This window comes from Roseomonas acroporae (genome assembly GCF_023223525.1).
GTDB classification, from domain to species: Bacteria; Pseudomonadota; Alphaproteobacteria; order Acetobacterales; family Acetobacteraceae; genus Roseomonas_E; species Roseomonas_E acroporae.
Map to the genome: position 1 here is coordinate 1 of NZ_JALPRX010000043.1, position 22,277 is coordinate 22,277.

The 22,277-nt window shown below is 74.0% G+C and carries 18 protein-coding genes and 1 riboswitch; of the genes, 15 read left to right on the forward strand and 3 right to left on the reverse strand.

Annotation, left to right across the window (positions count from 1 at the left end):
- Window positions 1–287: 287 nt before the first annotated feature.
- The 9 genes from M0638_RS10925 (at window position 288) to folB (ending at window position 10,133) form a co-directional block, all read left to right on the forward strand.
- On the forward strand, window positions 288–986 hold the full coding sequence (locus M0638_RS10925) for a GntR family transcriptional regulator (protein WP_248667020.1): 699 nt from the start codon (window positions 288–290) through the stop codon (window positions 984–986).
- 99 nt (window positions 987–1,085) lie between these two features.
- The gene (locus M0638_RS10930) at window positions 1,086–1,721 is read left to right on the forward strand and encodes a glutathione S-transferase family protein (RefSeq protein WP_248667021.1); all 636 of its coding nucleotides are present in this window, start codon (window positions 1,086–1,088) and stop codon (window positions 1,719–1,721) included.
- Window positions 1,714–2,964 (forward strand): CaiB/BaiF CoA transferase family protein, encoded by a 1,251-nt coding sequence (locus M0638_RS10935; RefSeq protein ID WP_248667022.1) that lies wholly within the window; start codon window positions 1,714–1,716, stop codon window positions 2,962–2,964. The genes M0638_RS10930 and M0638_RS10935 overlap by 8 nt, the downstream gene beginning before the upstream one ends.
- 11 nt (window positions 2,965–2,975) lie before the next feature.
- Window positions 2,976–3,584 carry a carboxymuconolactone decarboxylase family protein gene (locus M0638_RS10940; protein WP_248667023.1) on the forward strand — a complete coding sequence of 203 codons (609 nt, stop codon included), beginning with the start codon at window positions 2,976–2,978 and terminating at the stop codon, window positions 3,582–3,584.
- Window positions 3,585–3,645: 61 nt separating this feature from the next.
- Complete coding sequence (locus M0638_RS10945; protein ID WP_248667024.1) at window positions 3,646–4,434, forward strand: enoyl-CoA hydratase/isomerase family protein; 789 nt, start codon at window positions 3,646–3,648, stop codon at window positions 4,432–4,434.
- A 70-nt stretch (window positions 4,435–4,504) separates the two neighbouring features.
- Window positions 4,505–5,491, forward strand: coding sequence for a tripartite tricarboxylate transporter substrate binding protein (locus tag M0638_RS10950; protein ID WP_248667025.1), 987 nt, complete (start codon window positions 4,505–4,507; stop codon window positions 5,489–5,491).
- A 405-nt stretch (window positions 5,492–5,896) separates the two neighbouring features.
- A riboswitch (cobalamin riboswitch) is annotated at window positions 5,897–6,098 on the forward strand.
- 120 nt (window positions 6,099–6,218) lie between these two features.
- On the forward strand, window positions 6,219–8,558 hold the full coding sequence (gene metE / locus M0638_RS10955) for a 5-methyltetrahydropteroyltriglutamate--homocysteine S-methyltransferase (protein WP_248667026.1): 2,340 nt from the start codon (window positions 6,219–6,221) through the stop codon (window positions 8,556–8,558).
- A 94-nt stretch (window positions 8,559–8,652) separates the two neighbouring features.
- Complete coding sequence (metF, locus tag M0638_RS10960) at window positions 8,653–9,594, forward strand: methylenetetrahydrofolate reductase [NAD(P)H] (RefSeq protein ID WP_408903376.1); 942 nt, start codon at window positions 8,653–8,655, stop codon at window positions 9,592–9,594.
- Window positions 9,591–10,133 (forward strand): dihydroneopterin aldolase, encoded by a 543-nt coding sequence (gene folB / locus M0638_RS10965; protein WP_345893020.1) that lies wholly within the window; start codon window positions 9,591–9,593, stop codon window positions 10,131–10,133. Before metF ends, folB begins: the two co-directional genes overlap by 4 nt.
- Here the strand turns inward: folB and M0638_RS10970 are convergent.
- Window positions 10,069–11,058 (reverse strand): Bug family tripartite tricarboxylate transporter substrate binding protein, encoded by a 990-nt coding sequence (locus tag M0638_RS10970; protein WP_248667027.1) that lies wholly within the window; start codon window positions 11,056–11,058, stop codon window positions 10,069–10,071. The genes folB and M0638_RS10970 overlap by 65 nt on opposite strands.
- A 42-nt stretch (window positions 11,059–11,100) precedes the next feature.
- Window positions 11,101–13,179 carry a hypothetical protein gene (locus tag M0638_RS10975; RefSeq protein ID WP_248667028.1) on the reverse strand — a complete coding sequence of 693 codons (2,079 nt, stop codon included), beginning with the start codon at window positions 13,177–13,179 and terminating at the stop codon, window positions 11,101–11,103.
- A gap of 838 nt (window positions 13,180–14,017) precedes the next feature.
- Here M0638_RS10975 and aspT point away from each other — a divergent pair.
- The 4 genes from aspT to M0638_RS10995 all read left to right on the forward strand — a co-directional run bounded on the left by aspT (window position 14,018) and on the right by M0638_RS10995 (window position 20,318).
- Window positions 14,018–15,697 carry an aspartate-alanine antiporter gene (gene aspT / locus M0638_RS10980; protein WP_248667029.1) on the forward strand — a complete coding sequence of 560 codons (1,680 nt, stop codon included), beginning with the start codon at window positions 14,018–14,020 and terminating at the stop codon, window positions 15,695–15,697.
- A gap of 145 nt (window positions 15,698–15,842) precedes the next feature.
- Window positions 15,843–17,501 (forward strand): bifunctional aspartate transaminase/aspartate 4-decarboxylase, encoded by a 1,659-nt coding sequence (locus tag M0638_RS10985; protein ID WP_248667030.1) that lies wholly within the window; start codon window positions 15,843–15,845, stop codon window positions 17,499–17,501.
- A gap of 141 nt (window positions 17,502–17,642) precedes the next feature.
- A complete protein-coding gene (locus M0638_RS10990) occupies window positions 17,643–18,623 on the forward strand; it encodes a tripartite tricarboxylate transporter substrate binding protein (protein ID WP_248667031.1) in 981 nt (326 codons plus the stop codon).
- A gap of 285 nt (window positions 18,624–18,908) precedes the next feature.
- The gene (locus tag M0638_RS10995; RefSeq protein WP_248667032.1) at window positions 18,909–20,318 is read left to right on the forward strand and encodes a zinc-binding metallopeptidase family protein; all 1,410 of its coding nucleotides are present in this window, start codon (window positions 18,909–18,911) and stop codon (window positions 20,316–20,318) included.
- 68 nt (window positions 20,319–20,386) lie between these two features.
- Here the strand turns inward: M0638_RS10995 and M0638_RS11000 are convergent, their stop codons facing one another.
- Window positions 20,387–20,893: a TIGR00645 family protein gene (locus M0638_RS11000; protein ID WP_248667033.1), complete on the reverse strand. Its 507-nt coding sequence runs from the start codon at window positions 20,891–20,893 to the stop codon at window positions 20,387–20,389.
- A gap of 161 nt (window positions 20,894–21,054) precedes the next feature.
- Here M0638_RS11000 and M0638_RS11005 point away from each other — a divergent pair, with 161 nt between their 5' ends.
- Window positions 21,055–21,597 (forward strand): hypothetical protein, encoded by a 543-nt coding sequence (locus tag M0638_RS11005; protein ID WP_248667034.1) that lies wholly within the window; start codon window positions 21,055–21,057, stop codon window positions 21,595–21,597.
- Between the two features lie 107 nt (window positions 21,598–21,704).
- Entirely contained in the window at window positions 21,705–22,211 is a 507-nt protein-coding gene (locus tag M0638_RS11010; protein ID WP_248667035.1) for a hypothetical protein, read from the forward strand.
- The last annotated feature ends 66 nt before the right edge of the window (window positions 22,212–22,277 follow it).

Here is a 22,277-nt window from a genome sequence, read left to right on the forward strand (position 1 = left end):
GGCCGGCGCGGGCCGCCGCGCGCCGTGCCGGGGTGGCGCCCCGGCCGGCCGGCTCCGGACCGGCGCTTCGACCCCCGCCGGCGGATATGCGACAACGGGGCATGGATGCCCCCCCGCAGCCGCGCTCCCGCTCCCGGGCCGGCAATCCCGCCAGCGGCCCCACCGGCGGTCCCATCGGAAGCCCCGCTGGCAGCCCCTCTGGCAGCCCCGCTGGCGACTCCGCTGGCAACCCCATTAGCAGCCCCGCCGACGCCCCCGCCGGCCGCCTCGACCTCAGCCGCAGCGCCGTGCCGCGCTACATCCAGCTCGCCACCCTGTTCCGCCGCCGGATCGAGACCGGCGCCTGGAAGCTCGGCCGGCAGATCCCCACGGTGGACGAGCTGGCCGCCGAGTGCAGCGTGGCGCGCGCCACCATCCGCCAGGCGCTGGACGCGCTGGAGGCGGACGGGCTGATCGAGCGCTTCCGCGCCAAGGGCACCTTCGTGCGCAAGGCGCCCGCCAACCGCCTGTGGTGCGACGTGGAGGCGGACTGGAACGGCCTGCTGCGCTCGCGCGAGGGCGCCGAGATCGAGATCCTCTCGGACACGGACGGGCTGCCCGGCGACGCCATCCCGGACAGCATCGGCACCAAGGCGCCGCGCTACCGCCACATACGCCGCCGGCACTGGCGCGACGGGCAGCCCTTCCTGCTGGCCGACGTGTATCTCGATTCCCGCCTCTCGCCCCTCGTCACGCCCGCGGACCTGACCAGCAAGACCGCGCTGCGCCTGGTCTCCGGCCTCAAGGGCGTGCAGGTGACGGATGCGCGCCAGACCCTGACCATCGGCGTGGCCGACGTGGAAAGCGCCGACGCGCTGCGCCTGCCGCTGAACGCGCCCGTGGCCTTCGTCCACCGCGCGGCGGTGGACGCGAAGGGCACGCTGGTGCTGGTGGCCGACGGAATCTACCGCGGCGACGTGGTGCGGATCGACCTGAAGCTGAAGTAGCGCGGGAAAGGCTGGACAAGCAGGCTCGCCTGCGTCAAAAGGTCATATAGCTAGCCTAATGCTCATTGAGGGAACGTCCATGCCGAATCGGAACCGCCCATGGCCCAACGCATGAAGCTGCACTGGTCTCCGCGCTCGCCCTTCGTGCGCAAGGTGATGATCGCGGCCCACGAGCTCGGTCTGGCGGACCGGATCGAGACGGTGCGCACCGTGGTGCGCCTCGGCGCGCCGAACCCGGTGCTGCTGCCCGACAACCCGCTGAGCAAGATCCCGACCCTGGTGCTCGCGGACGGCAGCGCGCTGTTCGACAGCCTGACCATCATCGAGTACCTCGACGACCTCGCCGGGAAGGACGGCCATGGCGCCCGCCTGTTCCCGGAAGGGGCCGCGCGCTGGCCGGCGCTGACGCGCCACGCCCTCGGCAACGGGCTGCTCGACCTGCTCATCCTCTGGCGCAACGAGCGCGACAAGCCCGAGGCGGCGCGCACTGCCGAGTGGCTGGAAAGCTTCGCCGTGAAGGCCGCCGCCACGCTGGACCGGCTGGAGCGCGACACCCCGGCCTTCGCCGCGCTGCCCTTCGACATCGGCCACATCGCGACCGGCTGCGCGCTCTCCTACCTCGACTTCCGCTTCCCCGACCTGCCCTGGCGGGAGGGCCGCCCGGCCCTCGCCGACTGGCACGCCGGCTTCGCCGCCCGTCCCTCCGCCCTCGCCACGGCGGTGATCGATGACTGAAGCGGCGAACGAGGCCCCCGCGCGGCAGGGGCCGCTCTCCCACATCCGCGTGCTCGACCTCAGCCGCATCATGGCGGCGCCCTGGGCGACGCAGATCCTGGCCGATCTCGGCGCCGACGTCATCAAGGTGGAACGCCCCGGCGCCGGCGACGACACGCGCGGCTGGGGCCCGCCCTTCCTGGCGGACCGCGACGGCAACCCGACGAAGGATGCCGGCTACTTCCTGGCGGTGAACCGCGGCAAGCGCTCCGTCACCGTGGACATGGCGAAGCCCGAGGGGCAGGCGATCATCCGCCGCCTCGCCGAGGGCGCCGACATCGTGCTGGAGAACTTCAAGGCCGGCGCGCTGGCCCGCTACGGGCTCGACGCCGCGTCGCTGCGCGCCGTCAACCCGCGCCTGATCTACTGCTCCGTCACCGGCTTCGGCCAGGACGGGCCGCGCCACGAGCAGGCCGCCTACGACTTCGCGATCCAGGCCATGGGCGGGCTGATGTCGGTCACCGGCGAGCGCGACGGCATGCCGGGCGCTGGGCCGCAGAAGGTCGGCGTGCCGATCGTCGACCTGATGACCGGCATGTACGCCGCCGTCGCCGTGCTGGCCGCCCTGGCGCGCCGCGCCGAGACCGGCGAGGGCGAGACCATCGACCTCGCCATGCTCGACGTGCAGACGGCCTTCCTCGGCAACCAGGCGATGAACTGGCTGCTCTCCGGCAAGGCGCCGAAGCGCGGCGGCAACCGCCACCCCAACATCCAGCCGCAGGACGTGTTCGCCTGCGCCGACGGCCACTTCGTGCTCGCCGTCGGCAACGACGGCCAGTTCCGCAAGCTGTGCGAGGCGATCGGCCGGCCGGCGCTCGGCACCGACGAGCGCTTCGCCACCAACGCCGCCCGCGTGCGCCACGAAGCGGCGCTCTCGCCGCTGCTCGCCGCGCGCTTCGCCGAATTCGACCGCGACGCGCTGATGCGGGCGCTGGACGCGGCGGGCGTGCCCTGCGCGCCGATCAACACCATCCCGCAGGTCTTCGCGGACCCGCAGGTGCGGCACCGCGCCATGCTGCGCGAGCTGCCGCACCCGGTGGCCGGCACGGTGCCGCAGGTGGTCAGCCCGCTGCGCTTCGCCGGGGCGCCGCTGCGCTTCGACCGCGCCCCGCCGACGCTCGGCCAGCACACGGCGGAGGTGCTGGCGGAGCTCGGATTGGACGAGACGGAAGCCGCCGGCCTCGCCGCGCGCGGCGTGATCTGAGGAGCCGAGCCATGGCGCGCATCCCCCTGCCCACGCCGGACGAGATGTCGCCCGAGCAGCGGCGCGTGCACGACGGCGTGGTCGCCGGCCCGCGCGGCCAGGTGATCGGCCCGCTGCGCGCCGTGATCCACAGCCCGGACCTCGCCGCGCGCTGGTCGGCCCTCGGCGAGTTCCTGCGCTACGGCACCTCGCTGCCGAAGCGCCTCAACGAGCTGGCGATCGTCGTCACCGGCCGCCGCTGGTCGAGCCAGGTGGAGTGGTGGGTGCATGCCCGCGCCGCCGCCGCGGCCGGCATCCCCGAGGCCGCCATCGAGGCCATCCGCCAGGGCGAAGCGCCGGTCTTCGACGAACCCGACGACGCGCTGGTGTACGACTTCGCGCGCGCCCTGCAGCTGCACGGCCAGGTGCCGCCCGCCCTCTACGCGGCGGCGCTGGAGCGCTGGGGCGCGCGCGGCGTCGTCGAGCTGACCGCCGTCATCGGCTACTACACCATGGTCTCGATGACGCTGAACGCGCACGAGATCCCGCTACCCGACGGCGTCGCCCCGGTGCTGGCGGCGCCCGATTCCGGCCTCGCGCCGCTCGCCCCCGCCCGCCTCGCCGCGCGCGCGGCGGAATAGGACTCGCCGCCCCGGCGGCCGAACAGTTCCCGCCCGCGCGGCCGGACACAGGAGGAACCCCATGATCGCAGGACTGGACGGGCTGGAACGCTTCCGCGTCGAGCTGGACGAACACGTCGCGACCGTCACCATCACCGCGCCGCCGGTCAACGCGCAGGACCGCCGCTTCCGCGAGGAAATCGTGCGCGTCTTCGACGTGCTGAGCGACACCGACGCGGTGCGCGCCATCGTGCTGACCGGCGAGGGCCGCGCCTTCTCCGCCGGCGCCGACCTGCGCGAGCGGCCGAACCTCGCCGGGGAGGCCGGCGCCTATCCGCGCCACAACCGGCTGGTCCGCGCCTCCTTCGACGCGGTGATGGAGTGCGCCAAGCCCGTCGTCGCCGCGGTGAACGGCGCCGCGATCGGCGCCGGCTGCGTGCTGGCGCTGTGCTGCGACATCCTGGTGGTGGCGGAGGAGGCGTTCCTCTCCATGACCGAGGTGGATGTCGGCCTCGCCGGCGGCGTGCGGCACGTGCTGCGCTTCCTCGGCCAGTCCGATGCGCGGCTGATGATCTACACGGCGCGCCGCATGACCGGGCCGGAGCTGCTGCGCATGAACGCCGCCTCGCTCTGCGTCCCGCGCGAGCGGCTGGTGGCGGAGGCGACCGCGGTCGCGCGCGAGATCGCGGCCAAGGCGCCGCTCGCCGTGCAGGCCGCCAAGCGCTCCTTCAACCTCACCGAGGAGATGCCGCTGCGCGACGGCTACCGCTACGAGCAGACGCAGACCGTGGCGCTGGCCCGCACCGAGGACACGCGCGAGGCGCAGCGCGCCTTCGCCGAGAAGCGCCGGCCCGTCTTCCACGGGCGGTAGGCGCCCGGCCGGGGCGCCCGCGCGGCCCCCCGGCCCGCCGCCGCCCCGGGAGGAAACCAGGAGAGAACCGATGCTGACCCGACGCCGCAGCCTCGCGCTGCTCGCGGCCCCCGCGCTCGCCGCCGTCCCGGCCTTCGCCCCCGCCTTCGCGCAGGCGCCGTTCCCCGACCAGCCGGTGCGCCTGATCGTCCCCTTCGCGGCGGGCGGCCCGGCCGACATCGTCGCCCGGCTGATCGGCCAGCCGATGGGCGAGCGGCTGCGCCAGCCCGTGGTGGTGGACAGCCGCTCCGGCGCCGGCGGCATGGTGGGCGTGGAGGCGGTGGCGCGCAGCCGGCCGGACGGGCTGACCATGGTGCTCGCCTCCACCGGGGCGCTGACGGTGCTGCCGCAGATCATGCCGCGCATCGCCTACGACGTGCAGAAGGATCTGGCGCCCGTCACCCTGGCCGTCACCGTGCCGCAGATCCTCGTGGTCAGCCCGAAGCTCGGCGTGCGCTCGGTGGCGGAGCTGGTGGCCCTGGCGAAGCGCGAGCCCGGCCGGCTCAGCTACGGCTCGGCCGGCAGCGGCAGCTCGCCGCACCTGGCCGGCGAGCTGTTCCGGCTGCGCACGGGCATCGACATCGTCCATGTGCCCTACCGCGGCGCGGCGCCCGCCGTGACCGACCTGCTCGCCGGCACCATCGACCTGCTCCTGGCCGACGTGCCGGTGGTGCTCTCGCACATACGCGGCGGCGCGCTGCCGGCGCTGGCGGTGACCGCCGATCGGCGCCTCGCCGTGCTGCCCGACGTGCCGACCATGGCGGAGGCCGGCGCGCGGGACGTGATCTCGGGCACCTGGTATGCCCTCTTCGTGCCCGCCGGCACGCCGCCGGACCGGATCGCCATCCTGCACGACGCGGCGGCCGGCGCGCTGCGCCGCGACGAGGTCCGCCGCAGCCTGGCTGAGCAGGGCGGCACCGCCGTCGGCGGCACGCCGGCCGAGCTGGCCGCCTTCGTGCGTGCCGAGACCACGAAGTGGGGCGAGGTCATCCGCGCCGCCGACATCAGGATCGACTGAGCCCCGCCGCTCGCCGGTTCCGTCGCAGGGATCGTGGCTAGTCGTGGATGCCCGTGCCGGGCGCGGGACGGGCAGCAGCCCGCAGCGTGCGTCGCCCCTGGGAGGGCCGGACACGTGATGCAGCCCCGCCGCGTGGCCGACGATCTCGGCCGCGAAGCGGCAACCGGGATGGGCCCCGAGGGCGTGGGGCGTCAGCCGGCCTGTCCCGGCCAAACCATTCCGGTATCGGCTCGTCAGCGTGGCGGTGCCCGTCCCGGCTTTCGCGGTGGCGGATGGCATGGCGTGGGCAGCGAGGCCGGAGACCGTGGCTGCATGGCGGGCAGCCGGCGACGCCGGAAGGCAAGCCGTACGAATATCGCTATATAAAGATATCTTTATTTCTGTTGACCCCCTCGCCGCCCTGATGCAGGCTGGGGCCGTCGTGGTTCTCCGCCTGCCCCTCGGCAGCGCGGCGCTAAGAGGGAAGCCGGTGCGAGGCCGGCGCTGCCCCCGCAACTGTCAGCGGCGAGCGGCTGTCCGAGATGGTCACTGGGGCTCGCGCCCTGGGAAGGCCGGACAGCCGCGGCGACCCGCGAGCCAGGAGACCTGCCCCGACACATAACGTCCTCCGGCGGGGTGTCCGGGCGGCCGCCCGTGCGACGCGCGGCCGCCCGGATACCTCCTGGCCGCGCGGCTGTGCCCGTGCGCCCGTCGGCAGCCCTGCCACAACGCTGGTTCGAGGCTGCCAATGACCGTCACCGTCGCCACGCTGGGCTTCCCGAGGATCGGGCCCCGGCGCGAACTCAAGACCGCGCTGGAAAGCCACTGGGCCGGCAGGTCGGACGCGGCGGCGCTGCTCGCGACCGCGGCCGATCTGCGCGCCAGGGCCTGGGCGCGCCAGCGCGACCTCGGCGCCGACATCGTCCCCTCCAACGACTTCTCGCTCTACGACCAGGTGCTGGACACCAGCGTCATGGTCGGCGCGATCCCGGCGATCCATGGCTGGAAGGGCGGGCCGGTGCCTCTGGCCACCTACTTCGCCATGGCGCGCGGCTCCCAGGGTGGTCCCGGGGGCGGGCATGCGCACCACGAGGGCTGCGCCCACGGCCACGCCCATGACGGCGAAGGCGCGCCGGCCGCCGAGATGACCAAATGGTTCGACACGAACTACCACTATCTCGTGCCGGAATTCGCCGAGGGGCAGCGCTTCGCCCTCTCCTCGACCAAGGCGGTGGACGAATTCCTGGAGGCCAGGGCGCAGGGCATCGTCACCCGCCCCGTGCTGGTCGGCCCCGTGACCTTCCTCAAGCTTGGCAAGAGCCGCACCGAGGGCTTCGACCAGCGCCGCCTGCTGCCGGCGCTGCTGCCGGTCTATGCCGAGATGCTGCGCCGCCTGGCCGCCGCCGGCGCCGAATGGGTGCAGATCGACGAGCCCTGCCTCGTGCTCGACCTCGACCAGACCGACCGCGCCGCGCTGCGCGACGCCTATGCGGCGCTCGCCGGCGCGGCGCCGGGGCTGAAGCTGATGCTCGCGACCTATTTCGGCGCGCTCGGGGACAACCTCGCCACCGCGCTGTCGCTGCCGGTGCACGGGCTGCATGTCGACCTAGTGCGCGCGCCGGAGCAGCTCGATGCCGTGGTCGCCGGCGCGCGGCCGGACCTCGTGCTGTCGCTCGGCGTGATCGACGGGCGCAACGTCTGGAAGGCCGACCTCGCGGCGATCCTCGACCGCGTGGAGCCGGTGGCGGCGTCGGGGCGGGCGCTGATCCTGGCCCCGTCCTGCTCGCTGCTGCACACCCCGATCGACCTCGACCGCGAGACCGCGCTGGATCCCGAGATCAGGAACTGGCTGGCCTTCGCGGTGCAGAAGGTCGCCGAGCTCGCCGTGCTGGCGAAGGCGCTGAACCAGGGCCGCGACAGCGTGCGCGCCACGCTGGAGGCGGCCTCGGCCGCGGTCGGCTCGCGCCGCACCTCGCCGCGCATCAACGACCCGGCCGTGCAGGCGCGCGCCCGCCAGGACGACGCCGCCCTGGCGCAGCGCGGCTCCGCCTTCGAGGTGCGGCGCGCGGTGCAGCGCGACCGGCTCGGCCTGCCGGCCTACCCCACCACCACCATCGGCTCCTTCCCGCAGACGCCGGCGGTGCGCAAGGCCCGCGCCGACCACGACAGGGGCGCGATCGGCGACGCCGACTACGAGGCCTTCCTGCGCGAGGAGACGGCCCGCACCGTCCGCTGGCAGGAGGAGGTCGGGCTCGACGTGCTGGTGCACGGCGAGTTCGAGCGCAACGACATGGTGCAGTACTTCGGCGAGCAGCTCGCCGGCTTCGCCTTCACGAAGTCCGCCTGGGTGCAGTCCTACGGCTCGCGCTGCGTGCGCCCGCCCATCATCTACGGCGACGTGTCGCGGCCGCGACCGATGACGGTGGCGTGGTGGCGCTACGCCCAGTCGCTCACCGACCGGCCGATGAAGGGCATGCTCACCGGGCCGGTGACGATCCTCAACTGGTCCTTCGTGCGCGACGACCAGCCGCGCAGCGCCACCTGCCGCCAGATCGCCTTCGCGATCCGCGACGAGGTGGTGGACCTGGAGAAGGCGGGCGCCGCCATCATCCAGATCGACGAGGCGGCGCTGCGCGAGGGGCTGCCGCTGCGCCGGGGCGAGTGGCAGGCCTATCTCGACTGGGCCGTGGAGTGCTTCCGCCTCGCCGCGTCGGGCGTGGCCGACGCGACGCAGATCCACACGCACATGTGCTACTCGGCGTTCAACGACATCATCGCCTCGATCGGCGCGATGGACGCGGACGTGATCTCGATCGAGACCGCGCGCTCGCGGATGGAGCTGCTCGACGCCTTCGCCGGCTACCGCTACCCGGCGGAGATCGGCCCCGGCGTGTACGACATCCACTCCCCGCGCGTGCCGGCGGTGGACGAGATGACCGGGCTGCTGCGCGCCGCGGCGCGGCGCCTGCCGGCCGACCAGCTCTGGGTCAACCCCGATTGCGGCCTCAAGACCCGCAAGTGGCCCGAGGTGCGGCTGGCCATCGGGAACATGGTGGCCGCCGCCCGGGCGGCCCGCGCCGCCGCCTGAGGCGCGTCGGGCGGGGCCGCGTGGCGCCGCGGCCCCGCCCGCCATCCACCCTTCGCCACCGGATCGATTTCGAGAGGATTGCCGCGTGACCAGCATGGCCAAGCTCACCCCGACCCTGCAACGCTGGATGGCCGGCGAGCGGATCGGCCCGCTGCCGGCACGGCAGGCGGACCAGGCGCCGCCGCAGCTCTCCTTCGAGTTCTTCCCGCCGAGGACGGAGGCGCTGGAGCAGCAGCTCTGGGCCTGCATCCGGCGCCTCGCGCCGCTCCGGCCGCGCTTCGTCTCGGTGACCTACGGCGCGGGCGGCAGCACCCATGCCCGCACCCACGCCACCGTCTCGCGCCTCGCCGCGGAGACGGATCTCGTGCCGGCCGCGCACCTGACCTGCGTCGGCGCCACGCGCGAGGAGGTGGACGCGGTCGCGCGCGGCTACCGGGAGGCGGGGGTGCGCCACATCGTGGCGCTGCGCGGCGACGCGCCCGGCGGCGGTGCCTACGCCCCGCATCCCGGCGGCTACGACTATGCCTGCGACCTCGTGGCCGGGCTGCGGCGGATCGGGGATTTCGAGATCTCGGTCGCCGCCTATCCCGAGACGCACCCGGCGGCGCGCAGCCCCGAGGACGACCTCGACAACCTCAGGCGCAAGCTCGACGCCGGCGCGACGCGCGCGATCACCCAGTACTTCTTCGACACCGCGACCTATCTGCGCTTCCTCGATCGCTGCCTGGCGGCCGGCATCACCGCGCCGATCGTGCCGGGCATCATGCCGGTGTCCAACTACGCGCAGGCGGCCCGCTTCTCGGCGATGTGCGGCACCGCCGTGCCGGCCTGGCTGGGGCACCTGTTCGAGGGCACCGAGGAGGACCCGGAGATCCGGCGCATCGTGGCCAGCATCGTCGCGGCCGAGCAGGTGCGCACGCTGCAGGCCAACGGCGTGGACGAGTTCCACTTCTACACGCTGAACCGGCCCGACCTGACCTACGCCATCGCCCACATCCTCGGCGTCCGGCCGGCAACGGCCAGCGGCGCGGCGTGAGCATCGGTTCCGGCCCGGGCGGCGGCCCGCCGCTGCGCCGGGTCTTCGTCCGGGGCCTGACGCTGCAGGCGCTGCTCGGGGTGCACCCGCACGAGAAGGCGGCGCCGCAGCGAATCGTGATCGGCGTGGAGATGGCGGTGGAGGACGACGCCGCGGCCGCCGGCGTCGGCCGGGACGAGCTGGGCCGGGTGGTGGACTACGAGCGCGTGGTGGAGGCGGCCCGCGCCGAGGCCGGCCGCCGCCACACCATGCTGGTGGAAACCCTGGCGGAACGGATCGCGATGGCCGCCCTGGCCGACCCGCGGGTGCTGCGGGTGCGGGTGACCGTGGAGAAGCCGGATGCCTTCCACGATGTCGCCTCGGTCGGTGTCGCCGTGGAGAGAAGCCGGGGCGGGGCGCGCCTCCCGGCTGGCGCGCGAGGCCCCGCCGGCACCTTTCCGTCCGAGGGCGGAGCGGTCGGTCGCGCCGCCACGGTCAGTCCACCGTCACCCCCGCCGCGCGCACCAACGGCGCCCAGCGCGCCACCTCGGCGCGCATGAAGTCGTCGTAGGCCGCGGGGCCGAGCGGCGCCGGCTCGGCGCCGTACTCGCGCACGCGCTGCGCGATCGTCGGGTCGTTCAGCGCATCCTGGATCTCGGCGGACAGGCGCTCGACGATCGGGCGCGGCACGCCGGCCGGCGCGGCGATGCCGTACCAGGAGGAGACGTCGAAGTCCGGCACGCCCTGCTCCTGCAGCGTCGGCAGCTCCGGCATGGTGCTGGCGCGCCGCGCGGTGCTGACGCCGATGGCCCGCAGCATCCCGGCCAGCACCTGCTGGCGCGAGGCGGGGGCGTTGTCGATGGCGAACAGCACCTCGCCGTTCATCACCGCCGCCATGCTGGGCGCGGTGCCGCGATAGGGCACGTGCGTCACCTCGACGCCGACGCGCTGGCCGAACAGCACGCCGCCGAGATGCGAGGAGGTGCCGGAGCCGGCCGAGGCGAACACGGCGCGCCGCGGCTCGGCCTTCATCAGCGCGACCAGCCCGGCGACGTCGCGCGCCGGCGTGTCCGGCTTGACGATCAGCACGTTGGGCAGCGCGGCGAGGCGCACCACGCCCGGCACGTCGCGCAGCGGGTCGAAGGAGAGCCGGCGGTACAGGCTCGGGCCGATGCCGTGCGAGGCGATGTGGTTGACGAAGAAGGTGTAGCCGTCCGGTGGCGAGCGCGCCACGACCTCCGCCCCCACCATGCCGCCGGCGCCGGGGCGCGGGTCGATCACCATGGGCTGGCCCAGCCGCTCGCGCAGCCGCGTCTCCATCATGCGCAGGAAGATGTCCGAGGCACCGCCGGCATTGGCGCCGATCACCAGGCGCAGCGGCCGGTCCGGCCAGCCGGCCTGGTCGGCGCGGGCCGGGCGCAGGGCCGGCAGCACCAGGGTGGGCAGCGCCAGGGTGGCGGCCAGCAGGGTGCGTCGATGGGTCATGCGTCTCCTCCCGTCCGGGTCGCCCGCCCGGCATGGCGCAGGCTACGCGGGCGGCGGCTTGCCGCTCAACCGTGGTGCGGCAGGGGACGGGGCTGGTGCCATGGCGGCAGGCGCCGGCGGCTCCGGCTTGACGCCCGGGCGTGCGGCCGGCGGCGATGGCCGGCGCGTTGCGGCAGGCGCGGGCTCCGGCTTCACGCCGGCAGGCGCGGGAAGGGGCGCGGGCCGGGCGGCCACCCCGGGGCCGGGCTTGCGCGGCAGGGGCGGCGGCCGCGACAGCGCGACATCCGGCTGCTCGCCCGGCGTTGCCGCAGGGGGCACGGGCGGCAGCGACGGCACGAGGGCCAGGCCGCCATCGCGCGGCGGCACGCCGGGCAGCGCCGCGGGTGGCGTGACCGGCGCGGCGGGGTCGGCGCCGGGCGGGAGGGCGCCAGGGAGCGTGGCGCCGGGTGACGGGATGCCGGGCGCCGGGATGCCGGGCGCCGGGCCGGGCCCTGACGCGGCCGGCGGCCAGGCTGCGGGTGGCGTTCCGGGGCCGGCAGGAGGGCCAGCGGGAGGTTCAGCGGGAGGGGCGGCGGGCGGCAGGCTGATCGTATCCGGCAGGTTGGCGCGCAACGCCGGCGGCAGCGGGCCGGCCTGCGCCACCAGCGCCACCCGCTCGGCGAGGCGGCCGAGCGCCTCGGGCCGCGACAGCGCCGCCGGCAGCCCGCTCAGCTCCGGTTCCGCCATCTGCGGCCAGGGATGGCCGACCAGGCTGATCGTCCCCGGGGCGCGCAGGAAGGCGAGTACGGCCTCGCGCAGCGCGGCGGCGCGCGGGCCGGCGGCGGCCGCCGGGTGCAGCACGGCATCGGCCTGCCGCACCAGGCGCTCGCGCTGGGTCGCCTCGTCGGTGCCGTCATCCAGCGCGCCCCGCCGGGCGAGCCGCGGCAGCAGCGAGTAGTCGCTGTAGGTCAGGCTGAAATCCTGCAGCCGCATCACCGCGAGCAGCGCCTGCGGGTCCGGCTTGATGTCGAGCGGCACGCCGGTGAGCCGCACGGTGGCGCCGAGCTGGCCCATGTGCCGGCCGATCACCGTCACCCCGCCGTAGAGCGCGTCGTCGTGCGCCGCGTCGTGATAGAGCGTCATCGCCAGGCTGAAATTCGGCCGGTCGTAGCCGAGGGCGCGGAGCGGCGCGGCCCCGGCCTCGCCGGCATCGAAGGCGATGGCGCCGGCGCTGGTGCGCAGCACGCGCCGCCCCTCCTCCACCCCGAAGGACATGGCCAGCGAGCCGAGCCGGCCGGACACGCCGTTCGCCGCGCGCCCCTCCAGCCCCTGCACCTGCAGGCTGGAGGGCGTCATCTGCAGCGGCGGCTCGCGTCCGGCCAGCGAGGCCTCGATGATCGCGACGAGGTCGAGCCCGTCCGCCGAAGCGCGCTCCAGCCGCAGCGCCACGGGGGCGTTGCGGTAGGAGAATTCGAGCCCGGCATCGGCCAGGGCGAGGCGCGCCATGCGGCCCGGCAGCAGGCCTTCCAAAGTGAGGCTGCCGAGGCTTGCCGCCTCGTCCGGCGCGCGCACCGCGAGGCCGGCCAGCGTGCCGCGGTCGAGGGTGAAGGGCGTGGTGCCGGTGCGCTCGCCGCGCAGCGCGGCGGCGGCCACGGCGAGGCCGGCGAGTTCCAGCCGGTCCAGCACGAGGCTGCCATCCGCCACCTCGAAGCGGAAGCCCTCCAGCGTGCCGCGCTCCAGGGTGAGCGGCAGGGGCGGGCGGCCCGCGGCGGGCGGGGGCGGCAGGACGAGGCTGCCGAGCGAGAGGCTCGCGACGGTGCCGCGGCCGACCTGCTGCGGATTGGCCAGGCGCAGGTCGCGCGCCACCGCCGCGCGGAAGCCGAAGTCGTGCAGGCCGGTGAGGGTCAGCTCGGCGGCCGTGACCGTCAGCGTGCCGCGGCGCAGCTCGACCCCGGCGAGGGTGACGGTGCCGCGCACCGGGTCGGCGGTCGCGTCGCGCCAGGTGACGGCGGCGCCGTTGCCGAGCGCGGCCGCCAGCCGCGTGGCGGCGCCGCGCAGCTGGCGCTCGGTCGCGCCGTCGACGGCGGCGATGGTGCCGCCGGCGGCGAGGCAGACGGCAAGGACGAGGAGGAGCCGCCGCAAGACGCGTTTCCCTGTTCCGGCATTCCAGTAGAGACCGCGACCGGCCGGGTGCGCCAGAGGGGGGCGCCAGAGGGGTATGCCGGAGGGGTGCGCCAGAGGGGATGTCGCAGGTGGGCCGTCGCACGGGCCGTCTCGGCACGGGGATGCTGCGCGAAGGTGGTCGACGGGAACCCGGCCAGCCCCCAGGGCGCGCCTGGCGGGTGGCAGCGGATCTCGAACGGCGCGCCGCGGCAGCCGCGGCTGCGTGGCAAACCATCCATCCGCGGGAAGGAGCCTGTCATTCCCGCACGAACCGGGACCGGCCGGTCAGCGCCGCCGGCCGCACGGCCCGTGCCGCCCGCCGGACAGGCGACCAGCCGCGGCCACGGCAAGGCCGTCCCGTTCCGGCAAGCGTGGGCGATGTCCCATGCCTGCCGGGATCGCAGGGCTTGCGACCGAAGCCGACCGGGCCTCGCAGTTCCGCGGGGACCGATCCGGCAGGCCTCTCCGCGAAGCCGGCGCATGGGATGCTGTCCGGGAACGGATCGGTGGGAATGTCATGTTCCGTGGAAGGCTCGGGAGATTCCGCTTCTCGTCGCCCGGGCATGACACCGCAAGGTGATCCGACGAGGCGCCGCGCATCGCGTAGCCTGCGCTTCTGCCTCAACGGAAGGCGCCGTCTTGGAACACCGTCGCATGCCTGTTCGCGCGACCTGGCTTCGCAACGGGCGCCGCGCGCCCCGTCGACGCGACGGACCGGCCCGCATGGAGCCGTGCGGAGCCGGTTCCATGCCGGCCTCACATCCGCCGGAAGCCGATCACGTTCGCCGGCGGAGCTGCTGATCGCATGTGGCACTGGTTGACCGAAACGCTCCGGACCTACCCGGAGATCGCCGTCTTCCTTTCCCTGGCCATAGGCTACTATGTCGGCTCCTTCAGCATCCGTGGCATCGGCCTCGGCGCCGTCACGTCCACGCTGCTCGCCGCGATCGTGATAGGCCAGCTCGGCATCGCGGTTTCGGCCAATGTGAAATCCATCTTCTTCCTGCTGTTCCTCTTCGCCATCGGCTACGGCGTCGGGCCGCAATTCGTCCGCGGCATCGCGAAGGACGGCCTGCCGCAGGCGCTCTTCTCGGCCGTGGTCTGCGTCCTGTGCCTCGCCGCCTCCTGGCTCGCCGCCCGCATCGCCGGCTACGACCTGGGCTATGCGGCGGGGCTCTTCGCCGGCTCGCAGACCATCTCCGCCTCGCTCGGCCTCGCCACGGATGCGGTGAGCCGTCTGGGCCTGCCGCCGGAGCAGACCCGGCCGCTGCTCGACGCCATGCCGGTCGCCTACGCCGTCACCTACATCTACGGCACCATCGGCTCCGCCCTGATCCTGGCGCTGCTGGGACCGAAGCTGCTGGGCTTCGACCTGGAGGCCGCCTGCAAGGCCTACGAGGCGCGCATGGGCGGCAAGCCGGAACCGGGCGGGGAGGGCAGCGCCTGGCACCACTACGTGCTGCGCGCCTACCGGCTGGAGGCGGGCATGCCGGTGGTCGGCAAGACAGCCGCCGAGGCCGAGGCCAGCTACGACCAGGCCCGTCTCTTCGTGGAGCGCCTGCGCCGCGACGGGAAGATCCTGGAGGCCAAGGGCGACACGGTGCTCCAGGCGGGCGACGTCGTCGCCGTGTCGGGGCCGCGCGGCGTGCTGGTCGATCTCCTGGGCCATCGGGCCACGGAAGTCGACGATCCGGATCTGCTGAGCGTCCCGATGGTGGGCGTCGACGTGCTCGTCACGCAGAAGGCCGTGGACAACAGGACGCTGGCGGAACTCAGCCACGGGCCCGCGGCGCACGGCGTCTTCCTGCGCCGCATCCGCCGCGGCGCCACCGGCACGGAGATCCCGATCCTCCCCGCCACGCGGATCCATCGCGGCGACGTCCTGACGCTGATCGGACGGACCCAGGAGATCGCGGCCTCGGCCCAGGCCCTCGGCCATGCCGAGCAGCGCGGCAACGCCACGGACGTCGCCTTCGTCGGCGCCGCCATCGTCCTCGGCACCCTGGTCGGCGCCCTGGTCTGGCATGTCGGCGCCGTGCCGCTCACCCTCTCCACCGCCGGCGGCGCGCTGATCTCGGGCCTGTTCTTCGGCTGGCTGCGCTCGATCCATCCCACCTTCGGCCGCATCCCGCCCGCCGCGCTCTGGTTCATGAACTCGGTCGGTCTGAACGTCTTCATCGCCGTGGTGGGCATCAGCGCCGGGCCCAGCTTCGTCGCCGGCGTGCGCGAAGTCGGGATCAGCCTCTTCCTCTGGGGCATCTTCGCCACCTCGGTGCCGCTGATCCTGGCGCTCTACATCGGCAAGTACGTCTTCCGCTTCGACGACGCGATCGTCCTCGGCTGCTGCGCCGGGGCGCGCACCACCACCGCCGCGCTCGGCATGATCACCGATCGCGCGAAGAGCCAGATCCCGGCGCTCGGCTACACCGTCACCTACGCCGTCGGGAACACGCTGCTGACCATCTGGGGCATGGTCATCATCATGCTGCTCGCCTGACGCCCCGCATCCCCGGAGCGGCTTTCGCCTGAGCCGGTCATGCGGAAGCCGCTCCGGCCCTCGCCCTTCGCATTCTCCAGGCCGCCGGTCGAGTACGCCGCCCGGCCCGCAGCCGCTCCGGCTCCCTCCTGTCAGGGGACATCCCATGGCCAAGGTCGACTACGCCCGCCTCGCGCAGCTCAGCCCGTTCGAGCTGAAGGACACGCTGATCAGCCTCGCCTCCAGCCAGGCCAGCCGCACCATGCTCAATGCCGGGCGCGGCAACCCGAACTTCCTCGCCACCCTGCCGCGCCAGGCCTTCTTCACCCTGGGCCGCTTCGCGGTCGAGGAGTCGGAGATGTCCTTCTCCTACATGCCCGAGGGCGTGGGCGGCCTGCCGCACCTGGACGGCATCACCGCCCGCTTCGAGAGCTTCGTCGCCCGCCACCGCGACGATCCCGGCGCCGCCTTCCTGCGCCGCGCCGTCTCCTACGTGCGCGACCAGATCGGCCTGCCCGAGCCGGAATTCGTGCACGAGATCGCCCAGGCCATCCTCGGCTGCGAGTATCCCGTGCCGCCGCGCATGCTGAAGCTGACCGAGAAGGTGGTGCGCGAGTACATCGTGAAGGAGATGGTGGGCGGTCTGCTCTCCTCCGCCGATGTCGATCTCTTCGCGGTGGAGGGCGGGACCGCCGCCATGACCTACATCTTCAACTCGCTGCGCGAGAACCGGCTGATCGCGCCGGGCGACAAGGTCGCCATCGGCATGCCGGTCTTCACCCCCTATATCGAGATCCCGGAACTCGCCGACTACCGGCTCGTCGAGGTGCCGGTGAACGCCGATCCGGAGAAGGGCTGGCAATTCCCCCAGGCCGAGCTGGACAAGCTGGCCGATCCGGCGGTGAAGGTCTTCTTCGTCACCAACCCCAGCAACCCGCCCTCGGTGAAGATCGACGGCCAGGGCCTCGCGGCCATCGCCGCCATCGTGGCGGAGAAGCGCCCGGACCTGATCATCCTGACCGACGACGTCTACGGCACCTTCGCCGACGACTTCGAATCCCTGTTCGCCCGCTGCCCGCGCAACACCGCCCTGGTCTATTCCTTCTCCAAGTACTTCGGCGCCACCGGCTGGCGCCTCGGCGTGATCGCCATGCACCGCGACAACACGCTGGACCGCGCCCTCGCCGCCCTGCCGGAAGAGGACAAGAAGGCACTCGACGAACGCTACCGCTCGCTCACCCCGGATGTGCGGAAGCTCGCCTTCCTCGACAGGCTGGTGGCGGACAGCCGCAGCGTCGCGCTGAACCACACTGCGGGCCTGTCCACGCCGCAGCAGGTGCAGATGCTCCTCTTCTCGCTCTTCGCCCTCATGGACGGCAAGGACAGCTACAAGGCCGCGCTGAAGAAGGTCATCCGCAACCGCAAGAAGGCGCTGTACCGCGAGCTCGGCGTCCCGCTCGACGACGACACGAATTCGGTCGACTACTACACGCTCATCGACCTGGAGAAGGTGGCATCGGCCCTCTACGGCCCCGAATTCGCCGGCTGGGTGCGCGACACGCAGAACCCCACCGAGATCCTGTTCCGCGTCGCCGCCGAGACCGGCATCGTCCTGCTGCCGGGCAAGGGCTTCGGCGCGCCGCATCCCTCGGGGCGGGCCTCGCTCGCCAACCTCAACGAGTACGAGTACGCCGCGATCGGCCGCTCCCTGCGCGGCCTGGCGGCGCAGCTGCACCAGACCTTTCTGGCCTCCGACGGCAAGCGGCCGCCGCCGGGCCGCACCGCCAGCATCGCGGGCACCAGAACCTCGAGCGGGATGCCCTGAAGCGCCGCGGCGGCATGTCCGTCCGCTGCCGGGCCGCCGCCGGGATCGCGGCGGGCCTGGGCCGGGCGGGCAGCCTCCCCGGTTGAGCCCCCGGCGCCGGGCGGCCATGCTGCGCCGGACGGAACTTCCGGGGGAACGACCATGCGTGGATGGCTATGCCGCCTGCCGGGCCACGGGCTGGGCTGCCTGCTGGCGGCGCTCCTGGCGGCGGGGACGGCGATCCCCGGCCGGGCGCAGGAGGCACCCTATCCCTCGCGCCCCGTGCAGCTCATCGTGCCCTACCCGCCCGGCGGCAACACCGACCTGATGGCGCGTGCCCTGCAGCAGGCGCTGACCGAGGCGATGGGGCAGGGGGTGGTGGTGGTCAACCGCGGCGGCGCCTCCGGCACCATCGGCGACGCCGAACTGGCCCGTGCCCGGCCCGACGGCTACACGCTGGGCCTGTCGCCCAACACGCCGCTGACGGCGCAGCCGCACCTCGTGCCGCTGTCCTACACGCTGGACAGCTTCCGCTTCCTCTGCCTCGTCTACGACAACCCGCAGGTGCTGATCCTCGGCCGCGACGCGCCGTTCCGCGATCTCGCCGGCATGGTGGCCTTCGGGCGGACGGGGCGGGAGGCGCTGGTCTTCGCCTCGCCCGGCCAGGGCAGCACGCAGCACATCCTGCTGGCGCGCCTGCTGCGCGCGGCCGGGGTGGAGGGCCTGCACGCCCCCTTCACCGGCGCCGGGCCGATGGCGCAGGCGGCGCTCGCGGGGCAGGTCATGGCCTTCGTCGAGAGCCCCTCGATCCCGGCCTCCACCGGCTTGCCGGTGGTGGGCGTGTTCGGCGCCCGGCGCCTGCCCGGCCTGCCGGACGCGCCGACCGTGACCGAGGCGGGGTTTCCCATCGTCGGCAGCTCGGCCGGCGGGCTGGTGGCGCCGGCGGGATTGCCGGACGCGATCGCGGCCACGGTGGAGGGCGCCTGCCGGAAGGCGGTGGCGAGCGAGAGCTTCCGCACCGCCGCGGCACGGCTGAACTCGGTGCCGAGCTTCGCGACGGGCGCCGAATTCCGCGCCCGCTTCGCCGAGGAGAGCGAGACCAATCGCCGGGTGCTGCGCGAGATGGGCATGGCGCGGGAGTGATGCCGGCCCGCACAAGTCCTGACTCGTGCGGGCCGGTATCGCGCGCGGGGCCGGTGGGGCGGCCGCGCGCCGAACCGGCGTATCATACGGGTTCGCACAAGTGCGGACCCGTATGACGTCGCATCGGCGCTGCATCCCGCCGGGGCCGGGGCCGTTGAGGCTGTGCCCCGGGCGCCGGCCGGTATGGCGCGTTGCGGATCCGTGCCGGCCGGGACAGCGTAACGGAAGGGAGGCGACGCCGGACGAGGGCGCGTGAGGCGCCGGTGCCGGGAGGCGGATGTTTCGATGCGGCTGTTCAAGTGCCAGTCCTGCGCGCAGCGCGTCTACTTCGACAACACGCTCTGCGAGCGCTGCGGCCATCGCCTCGGCTACCTGCCCGATGTCGGCCTGGTCTCGGCGCTGGAGCCGCCGGGCGAGGCGGCACTGCGGGTGGTGCTGGAAGCGGCCGGCCTGCCGCGCGCGGTGCTGGAGGATCGCGGCCTGCTGCCGGCGGACGACATCGCGCTGCTCTTCGCCGAGGCGGGCGAGATCTGGCAGCCCCTGGTCCGCCCCGACCGGCGCTACCGCTTCTGCGAGAATGCCGCGCTCGGGCTCTGCAACTGGCTGGTGCCGGTGGAGCAGGGGACGGCGGGCGCGGCGCGCCGCTGCCCGGCCTGCCGGCACAACAACCGCATGCCGGAAGCGCGCGATTCCGTCACCCTGTCCCGCTGGCGGCGGCTGGAGCTGGCCAAGCACCACCTGTTCTACTCGCTGGTGCGGCTGCGCCTGCCGCTGGTGAACCGCGACGAGGACCCGCAGGGCGGCCTCGCCTTCGACTTCCTGCCCGATCCGTCCGGTCCGGGCCGGCCGCGGGTGATGACCGGGCACTTGGAGGGCCTCGTCACCATCGCGCTGCGCGAGGCGGACGACGCGGAGCGCGAGCGGATGCGCGCCGCGATGGGCGAGCCCTACCGCACCCTGCTCGGGCATTTCCGGCACGAGGTGGGGCACTATTTCTGGGACCGGCTGGTGCGCGACGCGGGCCGCCTCGAGGACTGCCGCGCCGTGTTCGGCGACGAGCGCGCCAGCTACGCCGAGGCGCTGCGCCACTACTACGCGAAGGGGCCGCTGCCCTTCTGGCAGGACCGGTTCGTCAGCGCCTACGCCACCATGCATCCCTGGGAGGACTTCGCCGAGACCTGGGCGCACTACCTGCACATCGTGGACACGCTGGACACCGCCAACGCCTACGGGCTGGAGGTGCATCCGCGCAACGACAGCCGCCCCGAGTGGCACGCCACCATCGCCTTCGATCCGTACCGCGAGGCGGACTTCGACCGCGTCATCGACAACTGGCTGCCGCTCTCCTCGGCGGTGAACAGCCTCAACCGCTCGATGGGGCAGCCCGACCTCTACCCGTTCATCCTCTCGCCGACGGTGATCGGCAAGCTGCGCTTCATCCACCACCTAGTGCAGGACCATCCCAGGACACGCGGCGTGGGCGGGCCGGCCGCGGACGGGATGCCGGACGGGGACGCGGCGGCTGCCGCGGCGGACGGGAAGGCGGCGGACGGGAAGGCAGGCATCGTGCCCGGCGGGGAGGGCGATGCCGCGGCCGGCGAGGCGGCGGGCCGCGCGGCGGCGCCGGGGGACGGGGCGGACGGGCAGGCCGGCGCGGCTGGCGGCGACGGCCCGTCGTCCGGCGGGGCCGCCTGACGGCCCCGGCCGCCTGCGGCGAGCGGGCGCGGCGACGTCATGCGGGCCCGCGCTCGTGCGGGCGGGTATCAGTGCGCGCCGTGGTCCTTCTCGATCAGCCAGTCGGCCACCGCCATCAGCACGTAGCCGACGATGAAGACGACGTTGATGATGACGAGCCAGGTGAGCTGCGTCTCGCTGACGCTGATGTCGAGCTTCATCAGCCCCTTCAGCAGCGCGACGGCGGAGATGGCGGCCATCGAGGCGAAGAGCTTGCGCTTGAGGCCGGCGAAATCGACCGTGGTGAGCCAGATCGGCCAGGCCGCCGGCCGGCCGGTATCGAGGCGCGACACCATGTTCTCGTAGCCCGAGAAGATGACGATGACGGTCAGGCTGGCGGCGAAGGTCAGGTCGATCAGCGAGAGCAGGCCGAGGATCACGCGGTTCTCGTCCAGTTGGCCGAGATTGGCGGCGACGTAGAGCAGCTCCTTGGCGAAGACGAAGAACAGCAGCACCAGGGCCAGGATCAGCCCGAGATAGAACGGCACCAGCAGCCAGCGGCTGACGACGATGCACCGTTCGACGAAGCGCTCCATCCGCATTCCCGTCCTTCCCGGCCCGCCGACCGACCGGCGCGGCCCCGCCGCGACGGCAGTAGCAGCAACCCTCGCGGCGCGACAGCGGCACGCCCGTGCTTGGCGACCCGGGCGGTTTCGCCTATGGCTTAGAGACGGATTGAGGAGAGTTGCCCAACCCCATGGGATCAGGCCCGATTCGGCAGCCGGCCGGCAAGGTGGCGCTGCTGCTCGCCACCCTGCCGGGACTGTTCGGCCTCGGCGGCTGCGGGCCGCTGCTCACCGCCACCACCTCCAGCGCCGCGGGTATCGCCGGAACGGGAATCGCGAGCGCCGTGACGGACAACACGGCGGTCGCGGCGGGCATCGGCCTCGGCGTCGCGGCCGGCGCCAGCGCCGCGCTGCAATACGCGCAGCGGCGCGTGCACGCCGCGACGCAGGACAGCATCGCCGCCGCCGCCGGGCCGCTGCCGGTCAACCTCGTGGCGGAATGGCGCATCCGCCACAGCGTGCCGATCGAGCCCGACGAGCAGGGACAGGTGGCGGTGGTGCGGCTGATCGGCGCGCCCGGCTTCGCCTGCAAGGAGATCGTGTTCTCGGTGGACACGGTGGAGGACCGGCAGCCGCGACGCGCCTTCTATACCGCCATCATCTGTCGGGACGGCGAACGCTGGCGCTGGGCCTCGGCGGAGCCGGCGACGGAGCGCTGGGGCGCGCTGCAATGAGGCGGCCGGCCGGACCGACCGGCCCGTCCCGCAGGCAGGCCCCGAAGGGGGCCTCGCCCCTTCGCGGTGGCCGGGGCGGGGCCACGGCCGGGCCGCCGGGCGGCGCCGTGGGCCCGAGGCCGGGCCGGGCGGGGCTGCCGCTGCTCGCCGCGCTGCCGGCCCTCCTGCTGGCCGGCTGCCAGGCGGCGCCGCAGGTGGCGGGCGCGGTGACGGCGGTGGTGACGGGCGGGGCGTCGGGCAACCCGGCGGTGGGATTCGCGAGCGGCGTCGCGGTGGCGGCGGCGACCAGTGCCGGGGTGCGCTACTACGGCCGCTCCCGCGCGCGTGGCGAGCAGGACGCGATCGCGGCGGTGGCCGGCCGCACCGAGCCCGGCGTGGTGGCGCGCTGGCAGATCCGGCACGACATCCCGATCGGCAACGCGGCGGGCGAGCTGCGCGTGGTGCGGCGGATCGACACCCCGCTGGCGGAGTGCCGGGAGATCCTGTTCGCGGTGGTGGAGAAGGAGGCGGACGCGTCGCGCCGCTGGTTCGCGGCGACGGTGTGCCGGCAGGGCGAGGCGTGGAAGTGGGCCAGCGCCGAGCCCGCCGTCTCCCGCTGGGGCAACCTGCAATAGAGCGGATCGCCGTCGGGCGGACACGCCCGGCGGCGTGAATCCGCGCCGAGAAAACGAGCTACGGCG